Consider the following 17,502-nt stretch of genomic DNA (forward strand, 5'->3'; position numbering starts at 1 on the left):
TAAAAAAATAACGCTAAGCGTTATTTTTTATTTTTGAATAAAGATTTAGTAATTCCTTTTACTTTTGATTTAGTTATTCTTTTAGGATTTTTTACTTTAATATTTTCGGTAGAAAATCTTTTAACCGTTTTATTTGTAGCAGTTCTTAATCTTAACTTACGAATAATTAAATAAGCAAGTGGGCCAACAACTGTTAAAACACCCACAACAATAATAAGTGGCATAATTCAATTTAAAGGTCCAGATCCAGTTTCGATTGGAGGGGTTGGAGATGGTAAACGACTAATTACTTCATCTATTGATAACACCTTGTTTCTATTATCTGGGGACATAATTGCAATATTAGAGCGTAATTTTCTTTCACTTTCTAAATCGCTACCGATACCCATTTGAATATAAATATCACGAACAGCTTTAGTTGTTTGATGCAAAGTTGCCAAACTTTCTATCTTATTCACACCTGATTCAGATTGAGCTTGTAAATCAAAGGTGCCATCATAATTTGGAGAAAAATTAGATAAACTAAAAGTTGTTTTGTCATATGTTATATTAGCCAACGAACTTTCAATAGTTGTTGGAGTGTCTAGGTTTTTGGCTATTGTGATTTTTTGTGCTAAATCATAAACTGGTGTTCCTGTTGAAATATCCGCTATAGTAAATAATAATTCATCAAATGGGTTTCTATTGTTAGAGGAAATTATGCGATAGTTAAATTCTTGATTACCTCTTTTTATAATTAAGGTAGGTCCATAAATTTGATTTCCTTCTTGTGATGTTGGTAAAAATTCAATTGAATCAATTTCACCATTAATTAAATGTTGCCCTGAATTTAATTCAATTAGCGAAACACGCATTTTTCCAAGTGATTCACCTGGTTCATAAACAATTTGTAATGGCATTCCGTATTGTGCAAAGAATAAAAATGTATGACGAGCATTAGGATTATTTCAATCTGTACTATCAGGACCTTCAGTCAATGAATATCAATTTGACGTAATGCTATTTAAATCTGCAATCGATACTGGGTTCCCTGTCTTATTTAAAAATTGAACTAACGCTTCTTTTGAAGCATTAAGATGACTATAATCTCCACGATAAGTTGGTTGTGTTTTTCAATTTTTATTGCTTTCAGTTTCGTTTAAGAAATCGAATATTTCTGTTTGGCGAATAAAGGGGATTTCATTTGAAGCAAGATCTTGATTAATCAATTCAATTTGCTCATTAGCAAAATTTTGAACATTGTCATCATATTTTTTATATATTTCAGAACTCAAACGATATAGGGCTTTTGAAGCATTTGGAGTTTCCATGTTATTATAAGTTTCTTGATCTAGAATACCTATCGTTAAATTAAAGTCGATTTGCGTACCTGTCGGCCCCATTGTTCATCCCGGTAAATTTGGATATTGTAATGGTGTTCCATTAAATGTTGCAAAGTAACCTTTTGAAACTGCATTATATTTAGCCTGAACAGATTCCAAGGAGTTTCGTAAAATTTGCTCTTGCTCAGCTTTAAAATTATCGCGATCGTTGTCATATCCACTTAAAATATTAGCCTCTCATATTGTATTTGTAATTGATGTATTGCGCATTCCATGAAGATAATTTTCGAAAGCTTGTTTATTAAATATTTCAGTTGTTACATCGATTGCTTTAGATACAAATACTCCATTAGCAATAGCATCATCTCCACCTAATGTTTTATAGCTTAATTTATTTCCATTAACATCATTCATAAAACCACGGAAAATTTTTGTATAGTCCGATATGATTCTTGCAATTTCTGCATCATATGCTGCTTTTTCTTTTGCTACAAAATTATCCGGTTCTTGATCAATTTTTTTAGTTATTGAATCAACTGCAGTATTATGTAATCATTTCCCATTCGTGTGGCGATTAGCATCTTGATAATTTCCAGGATCACTTATTAAAATTTTTATTGCATCCTCAATACTTCAATTGTAATTACCATTAGAAGTTGGCACTAAACCTGGTAAATAATTAGAATTTATTACTTCAGCTGAAGTGTACCCAAAGTATGCTGTTTGATATCTTGAAATTAATGAAGTTAATTCTATTGACAATGCTTGCAATTGAAAGTTACTAAACTCTGCACTAATTGTTCCTATTTTCTTTGTGATATAGTCGTTAAAAACATCTTTAAAACTTTTTCCTTGTTGTAAATTAGAATGATGATTCGCATCTATAGAATTAAAAATTTTATAAGTTGAAGCTGTTGTGCTAGCTCATGCATCAGATCCTCAATATGTAGTATCTCATATTGCATTAATTTCTGTGCTATTTTGTCAATCTAATATCATTTGAATATTACTTGGGATGCCAGCTCCGAAATTATATCCAAAGTAATTATTTTTTAAGAAATTGTTAATAAAATCATCATTTATCGAAGTAATTAATGAATTCATTTGTTCTGAACGAAAACTATTTTGTTTAACGTTTCCATCATATATTGAACGAATATATTGCGCTTCTCAATTTTTAGTTTCGCTATCTTTTATAATGGAATTACTAATTTTAGCAAATACATCAGCATAATTTCAACCAGTCGATAATGATGGATCTGTTTTTTCTAATAAATACGTTTCAGTTGTATTATATCCCATATATCATTGATTATAGAAATCAACAATCGGTTGCAATAGTTTTGACATTTCCGATTCTTGATAAGCTCTAAAATCTAATAAATTTTGGTCGCCTATTCCGAAATCTGCAGCAAAATCCTTAATGAACTGAGATTTTTCAAGAGCCACTGTTCTTAGTGAAGCGAAACCGGCATGAGTTGTTATATCCTTTCAGTTATTTTCTTGTTCGTTAAAAGTTTCCTTGAATCAATTCCCTGTATATCCAGTTAAACCGTAGTAATTGTTACGTCACACACGACTAATGGCATTAATATCATCCATTGCAGCTTTAAAGTCTCTACCAAGAATCGTTCCATCTATTTCAGAATCCTGTCCTGTTCCTAATATTGTAGATAAATCACCAATCGCTGTACTAATTAATTTGACGTCTAATGTTTGAATATAAGACATAGCAACCACTAATATTTCATCAATTGTTAAAAATTTTTCTTGCGTACCAAATCAATTTTTTAAAGTTAACAAATCGTCACCAGTTGCATATCCATAATAATTATTAACATAATTTTCTGCAATCGATCTAAAAACTTCACCAAACTTTTCTTTCTGATAATTAATAAAATTTTCTACAAAACCTCCGCCGTCTAACATTGAATACAATTTAGCCATTACAGAAGTATAATTAGGTGATTCCTTACCATCATATGCAGAATCGTCTCAAGTGCTTCCTTGAATATTTTGAAGTCAAGTTGCTAGCATTTCATCTATTGAAGTAGGAAGTTCTAATGTTGTACCGCCAAAAGAATTAAAATCGTTTTTGAAAAACGCAAAAATGTATCTCGCTCCTTCGAAAACATCAGTGTCTTCATCATTCGGTTTTGAAATTTCTCAATTTTGAGTAAAATTAAAACCTCAGTAATACTTAATTAAATAACTAAAAATATTTTCAATTCTCGAACGAACTTGCGATATTCCCCCATCGATATATTGTTTTAAATCCTCTTTAAATTTCCCCGTATTTAATTTATTATAAATGTTATCTCCTTTAAATAAGGAATTAGATGCATCCACAGTACTACTTCACGCATCTTCAAACGATTTAGGGTTTAATACTGCTTCTCAATTTGAACTATAGTCTTCTGGAAAGTTAAATCACAGTTCTATGTATTCTTTACCAATATTATCCATAACTCTTCAATTATATTTAATAATTTCCTGCATTATTTGAGCAATAGTATCGATACCAGCATTATTTTGAATATCTATAAACATTTGAATTTCAGTAGTTAAATTAAGATAATTATCTAAAATTTCAGCTATTTTGAACATAGGTATTATTCCATTATTTCCACCTAACTCTGCCATATTCTTTTTAAAACGTTCAAATGATGAAACTGATTCTAATGCAGAACCAGACGGAAGACCTGTAAGTAAAAGAATACTTAGATTACCATTAGGCAATTTGATGTCATTAATTGAATATCCATATCAATATTGCTGAATTTTTGAGAAAAATGCATCTGAGTTTCAAATTTCTTGAAGTTTTTTCTCTTGAAAATCAGAAATAGATGTGAATATTTTTTCATCGTTAATAGTGTTTTTTAGATAAGGAGCAACATTTCAAATTCCTTCTAGCGTCGGGATGTCAGTTGGAAAATTTTTCAAAAAGTTATCTATAACAACTTTTGCTGATCAATCGTTAAGTTCATGATAAATTCCATATCTAATAAGAAAATTACTATTTAAGTCGCCTTCATTACTCATATCAAAGCCATAATAATTTAATTTCAATTTATTTATTGCATAATTGAAATCCGCTAATAATTGGTTATATTGATCATTAACATAATCATCTAAGTCTGAACTATTTAAAAGCTGAGTTAAAAACCTCCCTATTTGAACTTTTTTTGGGTAACCCGCTTTACCCTCTTCAAAACCATTTTTAAAATAAGATGACACTTCTGTTATATCTATCTTTGTACCTGGTTTATGACCATATAAAATTACTTGCACTATAGCACCATTTTTAACTGCCTCACCTTGAGGTAAATATCCAAAATATCCTTTTTCAATTTTGTTAATAATTTTTTCTAGACCTAGTTGAATTTGTTTAACTTGTTGAGAATTAAATAAATCAATATCTTTTTGACCTATATCATTAACATACGATTTTAATCCAAACAATCCAGACAAGTCCTTAGGTAATTGATCTATTTTAAATGTAGCAATAATAGCGTCCGCATCTAATTCTACTCCTAAAGGATAGTATCCTAACAAATAATCTATTTTTGAAGCTGAAGAATCGTCACTTGGTAAAATTCAGCCATAGTAACGATCTTTAACTGAATCAATTATATTTTGGATGAATGGTTTTAATTGATTTTTTTGATCATCTATTCATGCCTTTGTGTCTGGATTTTGCGGATCTTTAAATTTTTCAATTAATGATTTAGTTCCATAACGTCCTAAAAGTAAATTAAGTTCTATTGGTTGATCTGTTTGAAAATAGGCATCGGCTAAAACATTGGAATCTAAAGAAGAGTCAACAGCTAATGTTGGAAGCATATATTTGGTAATATTATTTCCAGCTAAACTAGCATATCCGTAATAATTATTTTCAATTAAATGAATAAATTCCGCAAAATCTGCAATTAATGAAGTTTTCTGACTAGTTACTCAATCATTAAATTGTGCTGTTCTTTGTATATCGTGTCTTCCAGACCCAGGTGTTCATGAATAAAATTTACTAAAATGAGTGTACACTGTTCCAGCGTTATGAGGAAACGATACAATAAAATCAGATTTTTTCATAATTAAAACTGGATCTCCTGAAAAATACATAGATACATCTAATTTTTCAGAAGTAGATTGATCGCCATAACCTAAATATTCTTTTTGTAAGAAGTTATCATATAAATCATCAATAACGGCATTAAAAGAATTAATGTTAATATTTTTAAAATCTAAAAATTCATTCGTGTACTCAAAAGCAATTTGTTCTACAGCAGCATCCTTACCTACAAGTTTGTCTATAGATAAATTTGCCCAAATTTTAGAATTAACAAAAAAATTAACAACTGATTTTCCATTAAAAGCGGCATCATTCATTACTACTTTTCATTTCTCAACCATTTGGTCAATCGAACCAAATAACTCGTGGCTAGTGTCTTGTAAAAAATAATTTCAAATAATATCATTTGTTTGATTTAAATCTGAAAAACCATAATAAAAAGTGTTAAATTCAGAATTAATTTTTTGTCTAAATCAATCTAATTGATTTTTATTAAATGATTTAAAATCAATTAAAACTTGTTCAATTATGCCTCCAGGAGTTGGATTAATGTATTGGTCTAAGAAATTAGTAAACGAAATTGGTGTTCCAGCTGCTAATTTTTTCTGAAATTCAGTTATTAATCTTTGTAATCCGACCCTTGGGTTTTTTAAATTTGTATCAGTATTATCAAATATCAAACCATTATCTGCATCAATAATATACGCCGGAAACATTAAAAATAAATTTTGTGGATTATATCAACCTCATTGATGACCAGTTCCATCTGTCGTTTCTTCGATTGTAACTGTTCAATTATTGTATGCATTTTTTAATGAGTTTTGGATTTGTAAAGATTGAACGTCAATGAAATCGTTCATAATTTGAGTTAATTCAAGATCTGTGATTGCTGTTGAAAAATTAGCAATTAATGCTGTTTTTATCTCATCTATAGTCATCGGAGAAAATGTATAGTTTCCACTTTTTCCTAATCACTGAGCCATTTTTTCAACTGCCAATTTTTGAGAATTGTTTGCAGAGTTGTTATATACATCCGTTAAATCGACAAAATATAGGTTTTGTGATAAAAACGAAGTTAATTTGTCAATTAGTGAATTTGCTTGTGTACGGAAATGTCTTTGAGTTATTGTAGATGATGCTAAACGAATATCCGATGTTAAAATATCTGATCCTGTGGAAGTTATATAATTAATACGAGAACTTGAAAAGTTTTGACTATCTTTAAATAAACCATTTGCATCATTATAGTTATAAGAATTTAAGTTAGTAATATTAGGGTTCTCTATATTAAAAGCAAAATATTGTGAACTAACTGGTAATGATGAGATATCTGGAGTATCAGATTTAACTCCACTAGGAACCAAATAATAAATATCATCATCTCCTTTAAAAAAGGAAAACGTAATAGCAGTTCCTTGATAAAAATCAAAATTTCCATCCGTTGTGGCAAAAGAAAAATTTGCTGTAGGTTTTGCTTTATTATTAGAATCAATAATTCCAAGTTGTAAATTAGCTTTACCTCCTAAATCGTTACCAAGATTTGCGAACATTAAACCTTTGTCTGTTTGAAACAATCAATAACCACGAGATTTTGTGTATGGTGTATAGTCAACTGTAATAGGTTTAACTCCATCAGCTTGAAGCAAATTATTTCAACCAAACAGTGGTTGTCCTTGCCCGGCGTCTACGTCATAGCTATGTTTTGGAACAGCAAAACCATTTCCAAACATTACATCGTATGTATTAGAATAATTAACAATGTAACTATTATGTGTAGAAGTTTCATAACTTTTAGTTCTTGGATTAAAATTATTTAATTTTAAAACCGTAATTTTACCTTCGGTAGTATACTCATAAGTTGCTAAGTAATAATTTGGCGTTAAAGAATCTGGATCATCTACCATTACATAAATATTTCTGAAATTTGCTGTACTATTTCCTATTGCATTAGTTAATAAATAACTTGTATAATCACCTGTTTTAATATTAGTAACTCCAACAGTTCATTCGCCCTTCCCGTATGGGTTTTTTGAATCTACATCTCGAAAAAAAGTTACTAGATCTTCGCCAACTAATTGCGGAGGCAATATAATTTTATTTTCTACATCATAACCTAAATTAACTTTGCTATTTATCGCAGTAACTTGTTTAGTAATAGAATCGATAGCATATGAAGCAAACGAATCAAAATGAGGTCTTTTTGTGGATGCCGCTCAAAAAGGTACAACTAAATAATTGTAATTTTTGATAGAAGTGAATGAACCATTATCAAAACTCGCTTCCCCATCAAATGTTGTAGGTACATAACCAACAAATGGTGAAGTGTTAGTATTTGTTATCTGATTTTCACCTTCAACTTTAAAGTAACTTCCTCCACTAGAACTCTTAAGAAAATTCTCAAATGTATTCAATTTAGAATCATTAGAACCATCTTTCATAGTTTGTGCGTTCGCTAGATCACTTATCGGCTCTAATCCAACTGTTGTCAATGTTGAAACAAGTGTTAATAATTTAATTTTTTTATTCAAAATATTTACCATTCCTTATAAATTTTACGATTAGAAAATATCCAATACTTTTGATAATCCTAATTCATACCATTATTATAGCAATTCAATTTTTAATATCACTTTTAAAGAATTATAATATTCTTATTAATTTATTTTTTAAATTTAATGACTACATAATTATTTTTCTCATTAGAAAATTGTTTTAAATTTTACAATTATTTATGCAATATTGATTGATAATAATGAGTAATTAAAATAATCACATAATTTCGTGTGAGAATATAAGTAATTTAATATGTTAAAGTTTTTTGAATCTAGTTCCTAATTTTACGATTATTTTTTAAAAACGTGAGTATTTTTAGAAGCCTTTTTTTTGCGTATTAATATAATTGCTAACGGTATACCTAAAACAGTTAAAACTGATATAGAAATAATTGCTGCTAGTAATCACGTTGGCATTCCTGTACTATCTTCAACAAATGGAGCTGGTAATCGTTGGAGAATTTCATTTAATGAAAAGGTTTTATTAATTAGATTAGCATTACTAATACTAATATTAGAACGGGTTTCAAATTTTGTTGCAATATCATTACCTACCCCGATTTGAATAAAAGCATTTCGATAAGTTTGGATAACATGATGTACACTACCAACCGTTTCAATTGTATTAGTCGTACCTAGTTCATTTTTTAATAGGGAAAATTCATTAGCATTTGGTGATTCTGCTCCATAGCTAAATGTGTCTTTATTATATGAGATAACTGAAACTGAATTTTCAGTAAAATCTACGTTATCGAAATTTTCAGTTACTGTGATTTTTTGAGCTAATTCATACGCTGGTAAACCTCATGTTGTATCAGCGACTGTGAATAATAATTGGTCGTATGGTGAAGTATCCACGGAAGAAGGAATCATTTTATATGTAACTTGCTTACTTCCTTGCGTGATGACAACTGTTGTTCCATAATTCATACTACCATCTTGAGAATTTGGAGAAATAACTATCGAATCTGGAATCCCCTGCATAATATATTCACCATTATTTAAATTAACTATAGCGATTGATAAATTGGTTGGATCTGCCGGGTCATAAAAAACTTGTAACGGCATTCCATATTGACCAAAAAACATAAAACTATGTTTTAATGAAGTGTTAGTTCAATCAGCATCTTCATCACCTTCAAAACCTGAATATCAATTTGAAGAAATATTATTTAAATCAGCTAAGGATGTTGGTTCATTATTAGGATTTAAAAATGGAGATAAAGCATCGTGTGCTGATTTTGAATCACCATAATTGCCACGATAATTTACAATTGTATTTCAACTCAGATCTGTTTCTTCATCCGATAGCATATCAATAATATCAATTCAACGTTCAAAACCGGGATGAATTATTGGAATATCCTTACTAAAAATATCTCTTTGCTCATTTTCATAATTTTGAACATTATCATCAAATTTCTTTCAAGCATCATAACTTAAACGATAGTTAGCAGAAGAATCAGGAGTTGTCATTTGATTATAAGTTTTACTGTCAAAAAAATTAATCGCAAAATTTAAATCTATTTCAGCGCCATTTTGCCCAATTTTTCAACCGGGTAAATTTAAATATTTAAGCGGTTCGCCTTCGAATGTTGCAAAATAACCTTCAGTAGCGGTAGCATATTTAGTACTCAATGAATCTAAATAATTATAAAAGATGCTAGTTTGTTCATCTTTAAAAGCGGTAATGTTTTTAGTATATTCTTCAATAACATTTACTTGTCATGTAGGATTAGCATTAGCATTACGTAAACTTGTAATATAAGTTTTTAAAGCGTCTTTGTTAAATATTTCAGATGTAACGTCAGTTGATGTGCGAATAAAAACACCATTTTCTAAAGTGTTATCCCCACCTAAAGTTTTAAATGTTAATCTATTACCATTTACATTATTTACAAATCCACGAAAAACCTTTTTATACTCAGAAATAATTTTATTTATATCATCTTCAAAAGCAGCTTCTTCAACAGATTTTAAATTATCCGTTCCATAATTAACTTTTGTAGCAAGAATGCCTAGAATGTTGTTGTGTAATCATTTACCGTTTATTAAACGATTAGCATCTTGAAATCCATTACCATCATTAGTTAAAGATGTTAATGTATCATTTAAATTTCAATTCAAATGACCATTACCTGCTGGGCTTATTCCAGGTAAGTATGTTGAATTAATTACAGATTCACTTGTATAACCCATATAGTTATTACGGTATGCTGTAATTAAAGTTGTAATTTCATTTGTTAATGATAATATTTGATAATTAACAAATTCAGCACCAATTCCGTTCGCTAAATCCATGTGATCATCTAAAATATTTTTAAATGTTTTACCATTTTTTAAATTATTTTCATGATCTAAATTTATGTCATTAAAAATTTTGTATGTTGATGCTGTATTGTTTGCTCATACGTCGTTATTTCAAGTAGTAGTATCTCAAATAGCATTCAATTCACTAGAATTTTGTCAATTTAAGATTTTTTTGACATTATTTGGAATATCCGCTCCAAAATTATATCCGAAGTAATTATTTTTAATAAAATTGCCAATAAAATTATCATTGATGTCATTTACAAGAGATGTCATTTGCTCTTTAAAAAAACCAATTTGCTTGCTGTTTGTATCATATGTATTTTTAACATATTGGTATTCTCAATTTTGAGTATCTTTTGTTTTTGAGATTATGTTTGTGATTTTACTTATTACATTATTGTAATTTCAACCAACCGTAATAACATCTTCGATTGTTTCTAATGCATATGCGGTAGATATTGAATATCCCATATAATTCTTGTTATAAGAATCAATGATAGGTTGTAATAATTTTAATAATTCAGTGTTTTGATATGATTTGAACGCAGTTAAAGCTATTTCATCGTTTTTAAAATAATTTAAAAAATCCTTCATTAATTTATTCTTTGCTACAGCTGCTAATTGAATAGTCGAAATGTCATTACGATTTGTTATATCTACTCAATTATAACTAGAGGAAGAATAAGTATATTGAAATCAATTCCCTATGTAACCCTCTGCTCCATAGTAATTATCACGTCATAATTGATTGATCAAATTTATCTCATCCATTGCACTTTTAAAATCTCTTCCAAGAATTGAATCTTCCGTTTGTAAATCCGTTCCTAATAATTGAGAAAATTGCTTCATTGCACTTTTATATTCGATTTGATTTAGAGAAATAAAATGGTCATGAAAATTTGACTTTAATTGTTCAAGAGCTAAATATGATGTTCCCAAAGTACCAAACCATAAATTTAGTGTTGTTGCGTCATTTCCTATTGCATAGCCATAATAATTATTTAAATAAATTTTAGCTATTGAATCTATATCTTCCGCTAGTTTTTGTTCTGATCATTTTTGATAATTCAGTAACTCCAAAATAGGTTCGTATTTTCCTGAATTATTTGAGTATAAACTTTTTAAATAAGTTGACACACCTGTATAATCTTTACCATCATTTTTTACTAAATCACTACCAATAATTTTTAATCTAAAATTGTTAAATAAACCTTCATATGTATCTGCAATACCATTTGTCATATTTCCGTTACTCATCAAGAATAAAGCTATATTTTTAGCACCGACAAATGGCTCTGAACCACTAAAATCATAATCATAACCATAATAATATTTATTAAAAATATCTAATATAATCATTAAATCTTGCTTTGCTGCATTCATTTGAGTATTTAAAAAATTGTTTAGATCATCATTCAATTTACCTGTGTTCAAATAAGCGCGAATTTGATAAAGTGATTGCGCATAATCTCTTACAAGATTATCTTTAATTTCTGATACATCTAAGGCAGTTTTTTGATCAAAAGAAAAAAATACATCTAAAAGTGATGACGGGATTGATAATCCACCATAACCTCAATAACTACTATATATTTCATCAATAATTCTTTTTATATCATCAAACAACAATTTTGGTTGATTTGTTGCTCAATCATCAAATTGAGTAGTGCGAGAAAATGTATATTTATCGGTACTTGGTGTTCAATTATAAAATTTACTTAAGTAAGTGTATCCTTTTGATGTCGAAGGAGAAAATGTACTAATAAAATCATTCTTTGAAATGATTTCTGGTAATCCTCCAGTAAATAATGAAAAATATGGACTAACATCTAATTTGTTTGTTGCACTAGGATCATCATAACCGAAATATTGAGTTTTCAAGAACGATTCATATAAATTATCTGAAGCATCATTAAATGTATTAACATTTATATCTTTAAATTTTTGTAATTCTGGAGTATATTCGAAAAGAAATTGTTGAATAACAGCATCTTTCCCACCAATTCTGTCAACAGTTAGATTGTTTCATATTTTAGAATTTGTTAAAAATTTTAAAACTGTAGTGTTATTAAATGAAGAATTAGATAAAATTTTTATTCACTTTGTAACCATATCGTCGATATTTGTTAATGTATTACGCGTCTCATCTTCTAAGAAATAGTTTCAATATGTATTATTTGATGAATTCATATCTAAAAATCCATAATAAAAAGTAGCAAATTCTTGAGTAATTTTTTGATGATATCATTCTAATTGGTTTTTACCATATGATTGATATTCATAAAAAGTTAATTCAATATCACTTCCAGCTTGTTGATTTAAATATCCATTAATTAAACTGTCAAATTTAATTGGTGTATTGTCTTGCATACCTGTTTTAAATTTATCGATTAATTTTTGCAACCCTTCCTTCGGATTATTTAAATCTAAATCTGTATTGTCATATGTCAAACCATTAGTTGAATCTAAAACATATGCAGGAAACATATAATCTAATTTTTTTTCGTTATATCATCCCCATTGATGAAATTTTCCTTCTAGTGTTTCTTCGATGGTAATTGTTCATTTATCGAAAGCCGCTTTTAATGATGTTTGAATAGAAGATGTTTGTGCACTAGTAAAATTAGTTGTAACTTCGTCAACCTCAGCTTGAGAAGTTTCTTGAGGGAAACTAGCTAAAACTGAAGTTTTTATGTTATTAATTGTCATAGCCTGGAAAGAATAATCTTTATCTTGACCCAATCAAAGTGCTACTTTCTCGATAGCAAATTTTTGTTCTTGCGTTGCAGATGTTGCATAGAAACTAGTTAAATCAACAAAATATAGGTTTTCCACTAAAAAGTTAATAAAATTATCCATTACAGATAAAAATGATGTTCTATAATGTTTATTTGTTATTGTTTTAGATGCTAAACGGATATCGTTGGCTATAATATCGGCTCCGGATGAGGTAATATAATTAATACGTGAACTAGTAAAAATATTGCTTCTAATAAATATATTATTAGCAACGTTATAATCATAAGCATTTAAATTATTAACTACCCCTTTTTCAATTTTAAAAGCAAAATAATGCGACCCATTAAGTAATGAACCCATATCAGGCGTATTACCGTCTATTCCGCTTGGAAATAGATAATAAGTATTATCGTTCCCTCTAAAAAAAGAAAATGTGATTGCCGTTCCTTGATAGAAATCAAAATTAGAATCTGATGCTTGAAAAGAATAATTTGCAGTAGGTGTCGCTTTATTTTCAGAATCAACCAAACCAATTTGTAGATTTGCTTTACCACCATCATCGTTACCTAAATTAACAAAAATTAAACCTGAATTTGTAGAAAATAATCAATATCCACGGGCATTTTTGTATACTTGATAGTTTACAATAATTGGTTTGGCTTCATTTTTAACAAATAAATTATTTCAACCGAACAAAGGGCGATCAGCTGTTGCTTCCTTTTGGTAACCATGTTTTGGAACAGCATAACCATTACCAAAGGTAACATCAAAAGTACCAGGGTATAAACCATTAGTTCCTACTATTTCCATATCATTAGTTAATTCCAAATTGTATGTTTGATTACGAGGGTTGAAAGAATTTAATTTCGATACAATAATTCGTCCACTAGTTCCAGTGTAGTTATATCGTGCTAAATAATATACAACATTTAACGGATCTGAATTATCAGTCATAATGTAAACACTTCTGTTATTAGCTGTACTCTCCCCTATCGCAGTTTTTAATGAATATGTAACATAATCACCAGTTTTCACATTAGTAACTCCAACATTTCATTCTCCTATTCCGTACGGACTAGTTTTATCTACTGCTCGGAAAAATGTAACAAAATCGTCTCCCACTAATTGTGGATATAAAACAACTTTATTATCAACATCATAACCTAAATTTACTTTGTTATTTAAAACGCTTAATTGTTTAGTAATGGGATCAATAGCATATGTAGCAAAAGAGTCAAAATGAGGTTTTTTAATCACTGCAGTTCAATATGGTACAATCAAGTAATTTTTATTTTGAATAGACGTAAAAGTTCCGTTTTCATAAGCAATATTACTTTTATCATCAAAATTGTTTGGGACATAACCAATAAAAGGATTATCATTAACGTTTGATATGTAATCTTCTCCAGATATTGAGTCGTACCCTCCACCCACTTGTTCTGTTAATTTTGATTTATTATTTCTCGTGTTTTGTTTTTTATTTTCAGTATTAATATTTTGCACTTCTGTTAATTGACTAACAGGCTCGATAGCCGTTGTTGTAATTGTTGAAAAAAGCGTTAATAATTTTAATTTTTTATTCAAGATACCACCCGATTTTCTTATATATTTATTTTGATTCTTACATAAAAAACTATTAATATATGAATCCGTATAATTATTATATCAATTCAAATTTTTAAAATTTTTTTTAAGAAAAAAAATAGTATGTAAAGTGTTTTTTACTAAATTGGAAAAAATATAAAAAAAAACTATACTAATATGGTTATGGAAAAACGACTACTTACCAAATTCAAAAAACAAATTGAAGAAATTTCTTTTATTTGAAAAGATAAATGTCAAAAAGAATCAAGAGATTTATTTTGAGGTTCAATCACAATGTTGTTTTTAACGGGTGGATGTTTTTTTACATTTTATACACTTATCGATATTTCATATAACTTAATGGATGGTGTTTATTTTGAATTATTTTTAATAGAGGCTGTTTTTACTGGTTTAATAATTAGTTGCTTAATAATTATAAGTTACAGATATAAAAACATTGGTAAATTTGGAAAAATTGAATCATCATACTGAATATATGGAATATTTTGAACAATATTTGCATTATTTATACTATTCAATATTTCTGATTTTTATTTTATTAATCAAGTGATAAATAATGATAAAGAAAATGCTGATTATTTTTTTATGCCGTCAGTTATTGCTTTATATGCAGATGCGTTTTATGTATTGAAAGGGATTATTGTTTTAATTTGTTTAATTTTGTTATTTAAAGGCGTTACTTTAAATCTAAAATTAAGTGATATTAAAAAAACAATATGATTATCATACAAAAGTGGTTATAAATTTATTGATTTTCAATTAATCCAAGAATTAAAAAATATGTCAAAAAATGATCGTGAATTTATGATTTTATGAAAAAAGAAAATTCGTGATTTTCAAAATAACAATTAAGAAAGATCTTGTCTTCTATTTGAATGAATAATTTCTTCGCCTTTGTTAATGTGAGTATTAGATTTTTTTATTGTTTTTGATTTTTTAGAGTGTGTTCTTCTAAATAAGAAAAAAGCACCTACCCCAAATATAACTAAAGCTGTTGGGACACTAATTAATGTAATGTACAATGCAGTTTTATTATCGTCACCAGGTAAACTATTTGGTAAATAATTTTTTATTGCTGCAATCATTTTATCAGCATCATTAGTTGTCATCACTTCATTCATTGATGAATTAGATGAGAAAGCGGCGTAATCTTGTGTAAACAATCCTAAATCAAAAAATTGATTTACAGTTAATTCTACTTTGTTTTTTTCAACTTGATCTTTTATATCATTAATCACAAATTTATTTATGTTATTCTCAACAACTTTATATCCATTAGTAACTGTGTTACATATATTTAAAATATTTGTGTAAATATCATTATATGAATTGGCATTGTTAATAGTACTAATCGAATTTCTAATATTATCTGAAACAGCATTATAATCTTTATTACTAAAAGGATTATCAATTTTTGGGGATGTTGCGTCATATATTTTTTGCAACATATTGATGTTAAGAGAATTGTTTATTCCAACAATCTCCGCTCCAGTTTTATCCTGAAATTTTCCAGAAGTTAAAATTAGGGCAAAAATTTGATCAATTTTTTGTGCAGGACTTAATGATTCATTAGAAAAAATTTGACCTTCCGGTAGGTAAGCGTTATCGCTACCAATAAATGATTGTTCTTGCGTACCAAAAGCGTTATTAAAAATATTAGTAATTGGGGTTCTTTCGGTCCCTTGTTTTAAATTACTACCAATGTATGTAAAAGTTGGAATAAAGTTTTCAATAGATGTTGCGGATTCATAATCTTTAGTAGCTAATTCTGGTGTATATTGATTCGGGTCAACTTTTGAAGCTTCAGTGTTTGGAATCAAATATTTAAAGTATGGACCAACATTATCATATCCGGGAGTTAGCAAACCTGTAACCATTGCCAGTATAGAACCTAGTGAACTAATTTTGGGTAATAATTTTAAAACAATAGAAATATCGACTTTTGTCGATAGTTCAAATTCAGCCATTAGAAATGGCGCAGCTTTTAATGGTGAAGATGTAAGATCATTTGTTGCAGCATAAAAAACATTTAGAATATCTACCAAGAATTGATCAATTGTATATGTTTGACCTGTTTTGATAGTTGGCATATAAATTTGATTTAATCAAGGGTATTCTTTAAAACTATTAGTTCAAGTAGGATAAACATCAGTAATTAATCTCATGCTACTAACATCTATGTTATCTTTCAATCGAGTTGTTGAATTAATTAAGCTCTGATTTGTGCCTTGATAGTTTAAAGTTTCATTTCATAAACTTGTTCATACTTTTTTAAAATCAACACCGCTAGTGTAATAAGTCTTAGTGTTATCTAACTGATCACTATAAAATTGATCTAATCCACCCTTATAAGTTCCACCGCTATCTGGTAAGTTTACAAGGTTATTAAATGTTTGCGAAAAACCGATCAAACCAGCTGAAATCATGAATAGTGCATTATCATTAAGATTAGTTGCTTTGAAATTATCATTTTTTAATTTTGATGATGATAATGTTAATAAGTTATTATTATTTGTTTTTGATAATTCAACAATTGATGGTGTTAACGTTGAAGTTAACAAACCAAGAACTGCTAGTTTTTTAATATTTTTTTTCATACAAAATAATTTTACATCAATGATTTTTTATTTCAAAATTACAAAATAAAAGTATTAAAAAAATATTAAAGTCTATTTTGTGTTATCAATTAAAGAATTTCGCATTTATTACTAACTAAATTTTAGTTTGTGTGATTTTTGTTTTACAGTGTGTTAAAGTGTTTTCTTCTTAATTTAACTAATTGAAATACTCCTGTTACAATCAAAGGAATTTCTAATTCAAGAGTAACTAATAGTTCCGCAATTAATGGGATATTAATTTCAGAAATAATAAAAATTAATTTACATCAATTTCTACAATAACT

At 28.2% G+C, this 17,502-nt stretch carries 4 protein-coding genes; 1 reads left to right on the forward strand and 3 read right to left on the reverse strand.

Features of this window, described 5'->3' with window-relative positions; translation table 4 throughout:
• Positions 1-20: 20 nt before the first annotated feature.
• Positions 21-7,919 (reverse strand): hypothetical protein, encoded by a 7,899-nt coding sequence (locus tag ASO20_RS00270; RefSeq protein ID WP_157061688.1) that lies wholly within the window; start codon positions 7,917-7,919, stop codon positions 21-23.
• A gap of 315 nt (positions 7,920-8,234) precedes the next feature.
• Complete coding sequence (locus tag ASO20_RS00275) at positions 8,235-14,579, reverse strand: hypothetical protein (protein ID WP_085055924.1); 6,345 nt, start codon at positions 14,577-14,579, stop codon at positions 8,235-8,237.
• Positions 14,580-14,762: 183 nt separating this feature from the next.
• Here ASO20_RS00275 and ASO20_RS00280 point away from each other — a divergent pair, with 183 nt between their 5' ends.
• Complete coding sequence (locus tag ASO20_RS00280) at positions 14,763-15,452, forward strand: hypothetical protein (protein WP_085055925.1); 690 nt, start codon at positions 14,763-14,765, stop codon at positions 15,450-15,452.
• Here ASO20_RS00280 and ASO20_RS00285 read toward each other — a convergent pair.
• Positions 15,449-17,197 (reverse strand): hypothetical protein, encoded by a 1,749-nt coding sequence (locus ASO20_RS00285; protein WP_085055926.1) that lies wholly within the window; start codon positions 17,195-17,197, stop codon positions 15,449-15,451. The two genes, ASO20_RS00280 and ASO20_RS00285, sit on opposite strands and share 4 nt — an antisense overlap.
• Positions 17,198-17,502 lie beyond the last annotated feature (305 nt).

This window comes from Mycoplasma sp. (ex Biomphalaria glabrata) (assembly GCF_001484045.1).
Taxonomy (GTDB): domain Bacteria; phylum Bacillota_I; class Bacilli_A; order Mycoplasmatales.